This is a genomic window from Pseudomonas sp. BE134 (genome assembly GCF_031456105.1).
Classification (GTDB): domain Bacteria; phylum Pseudomonadota; class Gammaproteobacteria; order Pseudomonadales; family Pseudomonadaceae; genus Aquipseudomonas.
Window position 1 is genome coordinate 104274 of the sequence record NZ_JAVDUA010000017.1, and the last position, 15178, is coordinate 119451.

Annotated in this window: 3 protein-coding genes; 2 read left to right on the plus strand and 1 reads right to left on the minus strand. The window is 61.6% G+C overall.

Going from position 1 to position 15178, the window contains the following annotated elements; translation table 11 throughout:
* The first annotated feature begins 50 nt into the window (after nt 1-50).
* A complete protein-coding gene (locus J2Y56_RS15880; protein ID WP_310351271.1) occupies nt 51-1064 on the plus strand; it encodes a GNAT family N-acetyltransferase in 1014 nt (337 codons plus the stop codon).
* Nucleotides 1065-1198: 134 nt separating this feature from the next.
* Here J2Y56_RS15880 and J2Y56_RS15885 read toward each other — a convergent pair whose 3' ends face one another.
* Nucleotides 1199-1747 carry an RNA polymerase factor sigma-70 gene (locus J2Y56_RS15885; RefSeq protein WP_310351272.1) on the minus strand — a complete coding sequence of 183 codons (549 nt, stop codon included), beginning with the start codon at nt 1745-1747 and terminating at the stop codon, nt 1199-1201.
* 381 nt (nt 1748-2128) lie between these two features.
* On the opposite strand from J2Y56_RS15885, the gene J2Y56_RS15890 reads away from it, so the two are divergent.
* Nucleotides 2129-15112: a non-ribosomal peptide synthetase gene (locus tag J2Y56_RS15890; RefSeq protein WP_310351275.1), complete on the plus strand. Its 12984-nt coding sequence runs from the start codon at nt 2129-2131 to the stop codon at nt 15110-15112.
* Nucleotides 15113-15178: the final 66 nt, after the last annotated feature.

Below are 15178 nucleotides of genomic sequence, written 5' to 3' on the forward strand. Positions count from 1 at the left end.
CGGCTCACGTCACTTTGTTGAACTGTCGACGATTATCGTGAGCCCGTCCCATGCCCAATTTGAATGACCTGACTGCCCTGGCCTTGCCATCCGGAGGTCTGCTTGTCGCGGATGAAACCGAAAGCCGCCTGCACTTGCATCTGCAAGGGCAGCCATTGATTCAGCTGCGCCTGAGCCGTGAACCCGAGTTGAAGGTGCTAGTAGAAGAACCGTTCGGCCACCCCGTCGAGCATTCCATCCGGTTTGCGTGTTATTGGCTGTTTGCCCGTGATCCGGCCTGCCAGCGTTTAATCTGGCAACTCGATGAGACCCCCACCCAAGCCCTGCTCAGCGGCTTGCTGATTCCAGGTGAAGTCGTCGGCCAATATCTCTGCTTGCGCCCACTGTTCTGGCAATTGCCTCAGCCATGGCTGGGCGAGGGGCCGACGCCCAGCTATCCACACCATCCGGTCATCAGCGATAGCAAGCGCCATCCGCTGCGTCCATTGAAGCCGAGCGGTGAAGTCTATCGACGCTATGACGCTCGCCTAGGTGCCTGGATTTCTTTGCGCACGGTAGACATTGAACAGGACCTGGAGCGTTTCAACCGCTGGCAGAACAACCCGCGCGTAGCCAGTTTCTGGCAAGAGGAGGGCAGCCTCGAACAACATCGCCAATACCTGAGCAAACTGGCGGCGGACCCACATACGGTGACCCTGATCGGCTGTTTCGATGATCAACCGTTTGCCTATTTTGAAGCGTATTGGGCGAAGGAAGATCGCATCGCGCCGTTCTATGACGCTGGCGATTATGACCGGGGCATTCACATGCTGGTGGGTGAAGAAAACCACCGGGGTCCACACAAGGTGGCGAGCTGGTTATCGGCGCTGGTGCATTACCTGTTTCTCGATGATCCGCGCACGCAACGGGTGGTGGCCGAGCCTCGCGCCGACAACGCCAGGATGATCGTGTACATGCAGGGGCAGGGGTTTTACTGCGAGAAAGCGTTCGACTTCCCGCACAAGCGCGCGGCGTTGATGGTGTTGAGGCGGGAGCGGTTTTTTGATCGGTGTGCGTTGGCTTGATGGGTTTGGCTCAGCACCTGTATCGGTCTTGAGTCAGCCATCGCGAGCAGGCTCGCTCCCACAGTCGATCTACGTACACAGGTCCAATGTGGGAGCGAGCCTGCTCGCGATGAAGGCACCACAGAAATCAGATCTTAACGACGAGCAAAGGTGTCCGCCCGACTCCCCGATACCTTGCGGCAGTGCACCAGCGCATCGCGAATCATGAAGTTCACCAGGGTCGGCGAAACACCGAGCTCCTTGGCAATGTCCTTCTGCGGCACCCCGTGCAGGCGGTACATCTCGAAGGCGTAGCGGGTACGGCTCGGCAGCTCCGTCAGCGCATCGGCAATGTACTCAAGGGTCGAGAAATTGATGTGCGAGGTCTCGGGGGAGGCACCTTGAATCACCACGTTCAGACCTTCCTCTTCAGGGCCGGAATACTTTTGTTCCAGCGCCTGCTTGCGGTAGTGGTCGATCGCCAGGTTGCGCACGATCTGGAACAGATAGCTGAGCTGAGCCTTGAAGGACGATGTGATCGCCGGTGCTGATTGCAGCCGGAAAAACGCATCCTGCACCACGTCTTCAGCGCGTGACCTGCACCCGGTAATGCGGGCTGCAATCTTGACCAGAATCAGTCGATTGTCGACGAACGCTTGAAGTAGCGGTGAATCGCACCTGCTTGTGGATACTGGTTCCATCATGGAAATCACCCTGCTGCAAAAAGGTTGGCGGGACGACTCGCAACCTGCGTCGCCCTGCGCGTCGAGCGACAAATTAGGTTGAATGATAATGATTGTCAATTGAGAAATAGAATTAATGCGCCTGTGTGGTGCAAAGTGCGAACTGCCGCACGCCGATGCCCTTGCATGCAGCACCGATCCCCGCTGGCCATCAGGCCTGCCGACTAATTATTTCAAGACTTCATCCGTTCTCATTGGTGAAAGGCGCAGGGTCAATCCCGGCCAAACCCGCATTCCCATTGCCTTGCGCGGTCGGCAAAGACCGCGTCGTGCGCGCCTTCCCATGGGCGTGCTGTCAGAAAACCGATTCCACTTGCAAGCCGAAATCAGGCAGGAAACCTCATGACCGACGCGTTCGAACTCCCAAGCACTCTGGTCCAAGCCCTCCAGCGCCGCGCGGCCCTGACGCCGGATCGGGTGGCCTTGCGTTTTCTCGCCGACAACCCGGACCAGGCGGTGGTACTCAGCTATCGCGAGCTGGACCAGCGCGCGCGAACCATTGCCGGAGCGTTGCAGGCCCAGACCGAATTTGGCGATCGCGCGGTACTGCTGTTTCCCAGTGGCCCGGAGTACGTCGCCGCATTTTTTGGCTGTTTGTATGCGGGAGTGATCGCGGTGCCGGCCTATCCGCCAGAGTCGGCCAAACGTCATCACCAGGAGCGTCTGCTATCGATCATCAGCGATGCCGAGCCTCGCCTGCTGCTGACCAGTGCTGATCTGTGCGACGCCTTGCAGCAGATTGAAGGCGCACCGTTGTTGCTATGCGTCGACACCCTCGAGGCTGAATGGGCGAACCGCTGGATCGAGCCGAACCTCGAAGACCACCACATTGCCTTCCTGCAATACACCTCCGGTTCCACCGCGTTGCCCAAAGGTGTGCAAGTCAGCCACGGCAACCTCGTGGCCAATGAACTGTTGATTCGCCACGGCTTTGGCATCGATCTGAACCCTGATGACGTGATCGTCAGCTGGCTGCCGCTGTACCACGACATGGGGTTGATCGGTGGTCTGTTGCAACCGATTTTCAGCGGTGTGCCGTGTGTGTTGATGTCGCCAGCGTACTTTCTCGCTCGGCCATTGCGCTGGCTGGAAGCGATCAGCGAGTACGGCGGCACCATCAGCGGCGGGCCGGACTTTGCCTATCGGCTATGCAGCGAACGCGTCAGCGAGTCGGCCCTGGAGCGGCTCGACCTGAGTGGCTGGCGTGTGGCGTATTCCGGGTCCGAACCGATTCGCCTCGACACCCTGGAACGCTTCGCCGAGAAATTCGCCCCGTGCGGTTTTGCCCCGGACAGCTTCATGGCGTCCTACGGCCTGGCTGAAGCGACGTTGTTCGTGGCCGGCAGCCCTCGCGGGCAAGGCATCGGCAACCTGCGTGTGGACGATCAAGCCTTGACACAAAACCGCGCGGAGCCTGGCGAGGGCCGCACGGTCATGAGTTGTGGTATCAGCCAGCCGGACCACGCGGTGCTGATTGTCGATCCGGTCGCGCTCACTGAACGCGCCGACAATGCCATCGGCGAAGTCTGGGCCAGCGGGCCGAGCATCGCTCTCGGCTATTGGCGCAACCCCGAGGCCAGCGCCAAGACCTTCGTCCAGCACAACGGCCAGACCTGGCTGCGCACCGGTGACCTGGGCTTTATGCGCGACGGCGAACTGTTCATCACCGGGCGCCTGAAAGACATGCTGATCGTTCGCGGACACAACCTTTATCCGCAGGACATCGAGCAGGCCATCGAGCGTGAAGTGGACGTGGTGCGTAAAGGTCGGGTCGCCGCCTTCGCGGTGCAGATCGACGGCCTGGAAGGCATTGGCATCGCCGCCGAAATCAGCCGCAGCGTGCAGAAAATCCTGCCTCCCGATGCACTGATCAACGCCATCCGCCAAGTCGTGGCCGAGGCCTTTCAGGAAGCGCCAAGCGTGGTGGTACTGCTCAATCCGGGGGCGCTGCCCAAGACTTCCAGCGGCAAGTTGCAACGCTCGGCGTGCGGCAATCGCCTGACGGACGGCAGTCTCGACAGCTATGCGCTGTTTCCGTCAGCGGTGGGCGAGCGTGAAGGAACGCCGGAGGCGGCTTCTGAACTGCAAACCCTGATCGGCCAGATCTGGGGTGAACAATTGCAGATCAAGCAGGTCAATGCCGACGACCACTTCTTCCTGCTCGGCGGCAACTCCATAGCGGCCACGCAAGTGGTCGCCCGGCTGCGTGAGGCGCTCGGTCTTGAGCTGAACCTGCGCCTGCTGTTTGAAGCCCCAACACTCGGTGCATTTGCCATCGCGGTGGCTAAGCAGCAACAGCATGGCGGCCCGGCCCAAGGAGCGATCACCCCGTTGTCGCGCACTGAAGCCATGCCGCAGTCGCTGGCACAAAATCGCCTGTGGATCACCTGGCAGCTCGACCCGCAGAGCAGCGCCTACAACATTCCCGGTGCGTTGCGCTTGCGTGGCGAGCTGGATGAAGACGCGCTGCGCGCCAGTTTCCAGCAGCTGATCGAGCGTCACGAATCCCTGCGCACGCGGTTCTTCGAGCGTGATGGCGTGGCGCTGCAACAGGTGGATGAGGCCGGTGAGTTCAACCTGCAATTGATCGACGTCAGCGACCTGCCCGCCGCCCAGCGTGAAGCCCGCGCAGCGAAAATCCGTGAAGACGAAGCCCGTACCCAGTTCGATATGGAGAAAGGCCCTCTGCTGTGGGTCACCCTGGTGCGCCTCGCTGACGAGGAGCATCAACTGCTGGTGACGATGCACCACATCATCGCCGACGGTTGGTCGTTGAACGTGCTGATCGACGAGTTCTCGCGCCTGTACGCCGCCGCGTCCCAAGGGGAAACAGCGACTCTTGCGGCATTGCCGACCCGATACGCGGACTACGGCAGTTGGCAGCGTCAATGGTTGGCGCAAGGTGAGGGCGAGCGCCAATTGGCTTACTGGAAAGCCCGGTTGGGCGATGAGCACCCGACCCTCAATCTGGCCACCGACCATCCGCGCTCGACGCAAATCACCCGCAGTGCGGGCCGCCATACCTTGGCTTTGGGTGCGTCCTTGAGCAATGCCATTCGCGTGACCGCGCAGGCTCATGAAGCCACACCGTTCATGCTGTTGCTTGCTGCGTTCCAGAGTTTGCTGCACCGCTACAGCGGCCAGCGTGACATCCGCATCGGTGTGCCGAATGCCAACCGGCCACGACTCGACACTCAAGGGCTGATCGGATTCTTCATCAACACTCAGGTGCTGCGTGCCGAGGTGGATTCGCGGCAGCCATTCGCTCAGCTGTTGGCGCAAACCCGACAGAGCGCATTGGGCGCCCAGGCGCATCAGGACCTGCCCTTTGAACAACTGCTCGAAGCGTTCCCGCAAGCCCGCGAACAAGGTCTGTTCCAGGTCATGTTCAACCACCAGCAACGGGACTTGAGCGCACTGCGTCGCCTGCCGGGGCTGTTCGCCGAGGAGCTGCCGTGGCACAGCCGCGAAGCCAAGTTCGACCTGCAACTGCACAGTGAAGAAGACCAAAAAGGTCGCCTTAGCCTGTCCTTCGACTACGCCAGCGAACTGTTCGACGCGGCGACCATCGAGCGTTTGGCTGAACACTTGCGCAACCTGTTGCGCGCCATTTGCGAACAGCCCGACACCGCTGTCGGCGACCTTCGGCTGTTGACCGCGAACGAGCTCGACCAGCAAACAACCTGGAGCGAGGCGCCTTGCATGCCGGCCAGCCAATGGCTGCCGCAACTACTCAACGAACAGTCGAAGTTGACGCCGGAACGCACAGCGTTGATGTGGGACGGCGGCGCCATGGACTTTGCCGACTTGCACACCCAGGCCAATCGCCTCGCGCATCACCTGCGCGACAAAGGCGTGGGCCCGGACGTGTGCGTGGCCATTGCGGCCGAGCGTTCGCCGCAATTGCTGATTGGCGTGCTGGCGATCATCAAGGCCGGTGGCGCGTATGTGCCGCTGGACCCTGAGTACCCGGCCGAGCGCCTGGCCTACATGCTCAGCGACAGCGGCGTCGATTTACTGCTCACCCAGACCGGACTGCTTGAGCGTTTGCCAGCCACCGATGGCGTCAGCGTGATTGCCATGGATGCGCTCACGCTCGACCGTTGGCCGAGCCATGCGCCGGGGCTGCATCTGAACGGCGACAACCTCGCCTACGTGATCTACACCTCGGGTTCGACCGGCCAGCCAAAGGGTGTCGGCAATACCCACGCGGCGCTCGCCGAGCGGCTGCAATGGATGCAAAACACCTATCGCCTGAACGACAGCGACGTGCTGATGCAGAAGGCGCCGATCAGCTTCGACGTGTCGGTGTGGGAGTGCTTCTGGCCGCTGATCACCGGCGCCCGTTTGCTGATTGCCGGACCCGGTGAACACCGTGATCCGCATCGCATTGCCCAATTGGTTCAGCAGTACGGCGTGACCACGCTGCACTTTGTGCCGCCGCTGCTTGCGTTATTCATCGACGAACCGCTCAGTGCTGAATGCAGCAGCCTGCGCCGTGTGTTCTCCGGTGGCGAAGCCTTGCCGGCGGAACTGCGCAACCGTGTGCTGGAACAACTACCCGCCGTGCAACTGCACAACCGCTATGGCCCGACCGAAACCGCGATCAATGTGACCCATTGGTATTGCACCACCGCCGATGGTGAGCGGTCACCGATTGGCCGTCCGTTGGGCAATGTCATTTGCCGTGTGCTCGACAGCGACCTCAATCCCGTGCCGCCCGGCGTCTCCGGCGAGCTGTGCATCAGCGGCATCGGTCTGGCGCGCGGTTATCTGGGCCGTCCGGGCCTCACCGCCGAACGTTTTGTCGTCGATCCGCTGGGTGAGCTGGGCGCACGTCTATACCGTACTGGCGACCGCGCACGCTGGACCGCTGACGGCGTTATCGAATACCTCGGCCGTCTCGATCAGCAGGTCAAACTGCGCGGCTTCCGTGTCGAACCGCAAGAGATCGAAGCGCGGTTGCTGGCGCAGGAGGACGTCGCCCAAGCCGTGGTGCTGGTGTGCGAGACGGCGGCCGGCGGGCAGTTGATCGGCTATTACACCGCCACTGAAACCCGCGAAACCGAAGACGCGCAAACCGCACGACTGAAAACCGCGCTGGCGGCTGAACTCCCGGAGTACATGGTCCCGGCACAGCTAATGCGTCTGGAGCAAATGCCCCTGAGCCCAAGCGGCAAGCTCGACCGCCGCGCCTTGCCCGAGCCGCAATGGCACGTACGCGAACACGTCGAGCCGGTCACAACACTGGAGCAACACATCGCCGGTATCTGGCGCGAAGTGCTGGGTCTCGCGCAAATCGGTCTGCGTGACGACTTCTTTGCCCTCGGTGGCCATTCGTTGCTAGCCACGCAAATCATTTCCCGCACCCGCCAGGCCTGCGACGTCGAGTTGCCGCTGCGTGCGTTGTTTGAGAACAGTGAGCTGGGCGCGTTCGCCGAGCAGGTTCGGCTGATTCAGGTCAGCGGCAAGACCAATAAACAGCCACCGATAGAGAAAGTAGACCGCAACCAGCCTGTGCCGCTGTCCTATTCCCAGCAGCGCATGTGGTTCCTCTGGCAGATGGAGCCGGACAGTCCGGCGTATAACGTCGGCGGTATGGCACGGTTGCGTGGCGTGCTCGATGTCGGGCGTTTCGAAGCGGCGCTGCAAGCGTTGATCCAGCGTCACGAAACCCTGCGCACCACGTTCCCGAGTGTCGATGGCGTCGCCCGGCAGCAGGTCCATGCGCAATCCGGACTGCGCATGAACTGGAAGGATTTTTCGGCACTGGCTGGCGAGGTCCGCGAGCAACGGGTCCAACAACTGGCGGACGACGAGGCGCATACCCCGTTCGATCTGGAAACCGGCCCTTTGCTGCGCGCCTGTCTGGTCAAGACCGCCGAGCACGAGCATTACCTGGTGCTGACCCTGCACCACATCGTCACCGAAGGCTGGGCGATGGACATCTTCGCCCGTGAACTGAGCGCGCTCTACGAAGCGTTCGTCGATGATCGCGAATCACCATTGGCGCCACTGCCCGTGCAATACCTCGATTACAGCGTCTGGCAGCGTCAGTGGCTGGAGTCGGGCGAACGTCAGCGCCAGCTCGACTACTGGACCACGCAACTGGGCCGTGAGCATCCGCTGCTGGAATTGCCGGCGGACCGTCCGCGTCCACCGGTGCAAAGTCATCAGGGCGAACTGTTCCGTTTCGACCTGAGCGATGACCTCGCGGCACGCGTCCGCGCCTTCAATGCGCAGAACGGTCTTACCCTGTTCATGACCATGACTGCCGCGCTGGCCGTGTTGCTTTACCGCTACAGCGGCCAGACTGATTTGCGCATCGGTGCGCCGGTGGCAAACCGGATTCGCCCGGAAAGCGAAGGTCTTATCGGTGCCTTCCTCAACACCCAAGTGCTGCGTTGCCAACTCGACGGGCAGATGTCCGTCGGTGAGTTGTTCGAGCAGGTACGTCACACGGTCATCGAGGGCCAGTCCCATCAGGACCTGCCGTTTGACCATCTGGTGGAAACGTTGCAACCACCGCGCAGCGCGGCTTACAACCCGTTGTTCCAGGTGATGTGCAACGTGCAGCGCTGGGAATTCCAGCAGAGCCGCACCCTGGCCGGCATGACCGTCGAGTACCTGGCCAACGATGCGCGGGCGACCAAGTTCGATCTCAATCTGGAGGTCACCGACCTCGATCATCGCCTCGGTTGCTGCCTGACCTACAGCACGGATCTGTTCGATGAGCCGCGCATTGCGCGCATGGCCGGGCATTGGTGCAATCTGCTGGAAGCGTTGCTGACCGACCCGCAACAACGCCTCAGTGAAGTGCCGCTGCTGGACGTCAGCGAACAGCAAAATCTGCTCGATAGCCTTGGCGTCGAGCCGGGTGAGCATCGCCTCGACCAGTGCATTCATCACCTGTTCAGCGAGCAGGCGCTGGCCCGCAAAGACGCACCGGCCCTGACCTGTGCCGGGCAAACCCTGAGCTACGCCGAACTCGACAGCCGATCCAACCAACTGGCCTGGATGCTCCGTGAGCGAGGCGTCGGCCCGCAGGTGCGCGTCGGTCTGGCGCTTGAGCGGTCGCTGGAAATGGTCATCGGCCTGCTGGCGATCCTCAAGGCCGGCGGCGCTTATGTACCGCTGGACCCGGAATACCCGCTGGACCGTTTGCACTACATGATCGAAGACAGCGGCATCGGTTTGCTGCTCAGCGATGCGGCGATGTTCGAAGCCCTCGGTGAGTTACCGGCAACTGTCACTCGCTGGTGTCTGGAAGAGGACACTGCCGGACTAGTCAATTACCCGACCACTGAGCTGCCGTTTATCAGCCTGCCGCAACATCAGGCCTACCTGATTTACACCTCCGGCTCCACCGGAAAACCGAAAGGCGTGGTGGTGTCTCACGGTGAAATCGCGATGCATTGCCAAGCGGTCATTCAGCGCTTCGACATGCGCCCGGACGACTGCGAGCTGCACTTCTATTCGATCAACTTCGACGCCGCGACCGAGCGTTTGCTCGTACCGCTATTGAGCGGTGCGCAGGTGGTTTTACGGGCGCAAGGGCAGTGGGATGCGCAAGAAATCTGCGACCTGATTCGTCGCCACAACATCAACATCCTCGGCTTCACCCCGAGCTACGGCAGCCAATTGGCGCAATGGCTGGCGACCCAGGGTGAAACCCTGCCGGTGCGCATGTGCATCACTGGCGGCGAAGCCCTGACCGGTGAACACCTGGCGCGGATTCGTGCAGCGTTCAAGCCGAGCCTGTTTTTCAACGCTTACGGTCCGACCGAAACCGTGGTCATGCCGCTGGCCAGCCTCGCGCCCGAACAGCTGGAAGAAGGCTTGGGCAGTGTGCCGATTGGCAGCGTGATTGGCGCGCGGGTGGCGTACATTCTCGACGCGGACCTGGCCCTCGTACCGCAAGGGGCGACCGGCGAGTTGTACGTCGGCGGTGCCGGTCTGGCGCTGGGGTATCACCAGCGGCCGGACATGACGGCCGAGCGTTTTATCGCCGATCCCTTCGCTGCGGATGGCGGGCGTATATACCGCACCGGCGACCTGGTGCGCCAGCGCGCCGATGGGCTGGTGGAGTACCTCGGACGGATCGACCATCAAGTGAAAATTCGCGGTTTCCGCATCGAGTTGGGCGAGATCGAATCCCGCCTGCTGGAACATGCATCGATCCGTGAAGCGGTGGTACTGGCGCTTGATGCGCCGAGTGGCAAACAACTGGTTGGCTATCTGGTCACTGAGGTGGCCGAGGAAAAAGAAGCGCAACAAGCGGCACTGCGCGACGCCTTGAAACAACACCTTAAATCCCAGTTGCCGGATTACATGGTGCCGACGCACCTGATCCTGCTGCCCCGCATGCCGCTGACCGCCAACGGCAAACTTGACCGCCGTGCATTGCCGGCGCCGGACCCGGAGCTGAACCGTCAGCACTATGTGGCGCCGAGCAATGCGCTTGAGCTGAGCTTGACCGCGATCTGGTGTGAAGTGTTGAACGTCACGCAGGTGGGCCTCAACGACAACTTCTTCGAACTGGGCGGTGATTCGATTCTGTCGATCCAGGTGGTCAGCCGGGCGCGGCAGCAGGGCATCCATTTCAGCCCGCGTGACTTGTTCCAGCACCAGACCGTGCAAACCCTGGCTGCCGTGGCGACCCGCACCGAGCAGATCACTACCGAGCAAGGCTTGCTCAGCGGTGAATCGCGTCTGACGCCGATCCAGCACTGGTTCTTCGACACCGACATCCCCGAGCGCCAACACTGGAATCAGGCGTTGCTGCTGGAACCGAGCGTGGCGCTGGAACCCCATCGCCTGGAGCAAGCGCTGCTGGCGGTGATCGAGCAACATGATGCCTTGCGCCTGGGTTTCACCGAAATAGCCGGGCAATGGCGGGCCGAGCATCGGCCGGTGTCCGACACCGAATTGTTGTGGCAAGTGCGCGTGCCGGCCATGGACCAGTGCGAGGCTTTGTTTGTCGATGCCCAGCGCAGTCTCGATCTGGAAGCGGGGCCGTTGCTGCGTGCGTTGCTGGTCGATGGTCCCGAGGGGCAACAGCGGCTGTTGATTGCCATTCACCACTTGGTGGTCGACGGTGTTTCGTGGCGGGTGCTGCTGGACGATCTGCAAATGGTTTACCGTCAATTGGAGGCCGGGAAAACGGTCAATCTGCCGGCGAAAACCAGTGCCTTCAAGGACTGGGCGGCACGCTTGCAGGCCTACGCCGGCAGCGAATCCTTGCGCGAAGAGTTGAGCTGGTGGCTGTCGCAACTGGCCGGGCCTGATGTAGCGCTGCCGTGCGATCGTCCTGAGGGGGGCAGGCAGAATCGCCATGCACAAACCGTCAGCGTGCGCCTCGATGCCGAGCACACTCGACAATTGCTGCAACAGGCCCCGAGTGCCTATCGCACGCAGGTCAACGACCTGTTACTGACGGCGCTGGCCCGCGTGCTTTGTCGCTGGAGCGGCGACGAATCGGCACTGATTCAACTGGAAGGTCACGGTCGCGAGGCCCTGTTCGACGAGATCGACCTGACTCGCACCGTGGGCTGGTTTACCAGCGCCTATCCGCTGCGACTGACCCCTCTGGACGGGCAGGGCGCCTCGATCAAAGCGATCAAGGAACAATTGCGCGCCGTGCCGCACAAAGGCTTGGGTTATGGCGTGTTGCGTTACCTGGCCGATGACCTGTGCCGCCAGACCATGGCCGCGTTTCCGGTAGCTCCGATCACCTTCAACTACCTCGGCCAATTCGACCAGAGCTTCGGTACGGATGCCTTGTTCCATCCGCTCGATGAACCGATCGGCGCAGCCCACGATCCCCACGCGCCGCTGCCCAATGAGCTGAGCATCGACAGTCAGGTCTATGGCGGCGAACTGCTGCTGCGCTGGACCTTCAGTGCCGAACGTCATGACCCGCATACCATCGCTGAGCTGGCGGACGCCTATCTGGGCGAACTGCAAAGCCTGATCGAACATTGCCTGCAAGACGAGGCGGGCGGCCTGACGCCGTCGGACTTCCCGCTGGCGAAATTGACCCAGGCGCAACTTGACGCTTTGCCGGTCCCGGCGGCCGTGATCGAAGACGTCTACCCGCTGACCCCGATGCAGGAAGGCATGCTGCTGCACACCTTGCTGGAGCCGGGCACGGGGCTTTATTACATGCAGGATCGCTACCGCATCAACAGCGAACTCGATCCGCAGCGTTTCGCCCAGGCCTGGCAAGCGGTGATCGCCCGTCATGAAGCCTTGCGCGCTTCGTTTTGCTGGAACGTCGGCGAAGACATGCTGCAAGTGATCCACAAACCGGGCAGCACACCCATCGAATATCTCGACTGGAGCTCGATGGACGAAGCCGAGCAAGAACCGGCGTTGCAGACCTTGCTGAAGCGCGAACGCGAAACCGGCTTCGATCTGCTCAATCAGGCCCCGTTTCACCTGCGCCTGATCAAGGTCGGCGCGGCGCGTTACTGGTTCATGATGAGCAACCACCACATCCTGATCGATGCCTGGTGCCGCTCGCTGCTGATGAACGATTTTTTTGAGATCTACACCGCCCTTGGCGACGGTCGCGAAGCGCAACTGGCCATGCCACCGCGTTATCGCGACTACATCGGCTGGTTGCAACGCCAGAGCCTGACCGAGGCGCGTCAGTGGTGGAAAACCAACCTGCAAGGTTTCGAGCGGACCACGCCGATTCCGAGTGATCGACCGTTCCTGCGTGAGCATGCTGGCGACAGCGGCGGCATGATCGTCGGTGATCGCTATACAAGGCTCGACGCTCGTGACGGCGCGCAATTGCGCGAGCTGGCGCAGGCGCATCACCTGACCATCAACACCTTCGCCCAGGCGGCGTGGGCCCTGGTGCTGCGACGTTTAAGCGGTGATCGCGACGTGCTGTTCGGCGTCACGGTGGCCGGGCGCCCGGTCGACATGCCGCAGATGCAGCGCACGGTCGGGCTGTTCATCAACAGCATTGCGCTGCGGGTGAAAATGCCCGAAGACGACCAGCGTTGCAGCGTGCGCCAATGGCTGAGCGCTTTGCTCGACAGCAACATGCAGCTTCGCGAGTACGAATACCTGCCGCTGGTAAGCATTCAGGAAAACAGCGAACTGCCCAAGGGTCAGCCGCTGTTCGACAGCCTGTTCGTGTTCGAAAACGCCCCGGTGGAAGTGTCGGTGCTGGACCGGGCGCAAAACCTCAACGCGACCTCGGATTCGGGCCGCACCCACACCAACTTCCCGTTGACGGCAGTGTGCTATCCAGGCGACGACCTCGGCTTGCATCTGTCTTACGACCAGCGTTTTTTCGACGATTCGACCATCGAACGCATGCTCGGTGAGTTCAAGCGACTGTTGTTGGCGCTGGTCGAAGGCTTCCATGGCGACATGGCTGAATTGCCGTTGCTGAGCGCCGAGGAGCAGGATTTCCTGATTCACGACTGCAACCAGAGCGAACACGAGTACCCGCTGGAGCAAAGTTACGTCGCGTTGTTCGAAGCCCAGGTGGCTGAGCATCCACAGCGGATAGTCGCCAGTTACCTGGATCAGCAAAACAGTTACGTTGAACTGAACCAGCGCAGCAACCGCCTCGGCCACGCCCTGATCGCCGCCGGAGTCGGGCTGGATCAACCGGTGGCGTTGCTGGCCGAACGCAGCCTGGATTTGCTCGGCATGATCATCGGCAGCTTCAAGGCAGGGGCGGGTTATCTACCGCTGGATCCGGACCTGCCGAGCCAGCGCCTGAGCCGGATCATCGACTTGAGCCGCACGCCGTTGCTGGTGTGCACTCAGGCCTGTCGCGAGCAAGCGCTGGCGTTGCTGGATGAATGCGGCTGTGCCCAGCGGCCCAGGTTGTTGGTCTGGGAAGCGGTGCAGGCGAGCGCTGTTTCGGTGGCTGATCCGGGCCTCTACAGCGGGCCGGACAACCTTGCCTACGTGATCTACACCTCGGGCTCCACCGGACTGCCCAAAGGCGTGATGGTCGAGCAGCGCGGCATGCTCAATAACCAGTTGAGCAAGGTGCCGTACCTGAACCTGAGTGATGCCGACGTGATCGCCCAGACGGCTTCGCAAAGCTTCGACATTTCGGTTTGGCAGTTCCTCGCCGCACCGTTGTTTGGTGCGCGAGTGGACATCGTGCCGAACACCATTGCCCATGATCCGCAGGGCCTGTTGGCGCATGTATCAGCGCAAGGCATCACCGTGCTGGAAAGCGTGCCGTCGCTGATTCAGGGCATGCTCGCCCAGGAACGCATGAGCCTCGACGGTCTGCGCTGGATGCTGCCGACTGGCGAGGCCATGCCGCCGGAACTCGCGCATCAATGGCTGCTGCGCTACCCGGAGATCGGTTTGGTGAATGCCTATGGCCCGGCGGAATGTTCGGACGACGTGGCATTTTTCCACGTCGATCTGGCCTCGACGCGTGGCAGCTATTTGCCGATTGGTACGCCGACCGACAACAACCGTTTGTACCTGCTCGATGGCGCGCTGGACCTGGTGCCGTTGGGTGCCGTGGGCGAGTTGTGCGTGGCCGGCATCGGGGTCGGGCGCGGGTATGTCAGCGATCCGCTTCGCACGGCACCGGTGTTTGTGCCGAATCCGTTCGGGGCGCCAGGGGATCGACTGTATCGCACCGGCGACCTGGCCCGTCGGCGCAGTGACGGAGTGCTGGAATACGTTGGGCGCATCGATCATCAAGTCAAAATTCGCGGGTACCGCATCGAACTGGGGGAAATCGAAGCCCGCCTGCACGAACAGCCGGAGGTCCGTGAAGTTGCGGTGGGTGTGCAGGAAGGGGTGAATGGCAAGCACTTGGTCGGTTATCTGGTAGCAACCGATTCGGGCTTGAATACCGCTGATCGGCTGGAACGTATCAAACAACGCCTGCGCGCCGAACTGCCGGAATACATGGTGCCGTTACACTGGTTGTGGCTGGATCATCTGCCGCTCAACGCCAACGGCAAACTTGATCGCAAGGCTTTGCCTGCGCTGGAGATCGGCCAGTTGCAGAGCCAGGACTATCTGGCGCCGCGCAATGAACTGGAGCAGACGCTCGCGGACATCTGGGCTGAGGTGCTGAAAGTCGAGAAGGTTGGGGTACGTGACAACTTCTTCGAGCTGGGGGGGCATTCGTTGCTGGCAACGCAGATTGCGTCGCGGGTGCAGAAAGCGCTGCAACGGGATGTGCCGCTACGGGCGATGTTTGAGTGCAGTACGGTGGCGGAACTGGCGGAGTACATCCACGGCTTGGCAGCCAGTGACATCACCGAGGAGAAGGTGGATCGCTTGAATGACTTGATGGCGGAGTTGGAGGGGTTCTAGTTTCTTTAGCGCCTGTGAAGGCCCCTTCGCGGGTTTGCTCGCGAAGGGGCCGGTGAGTTCACCAAC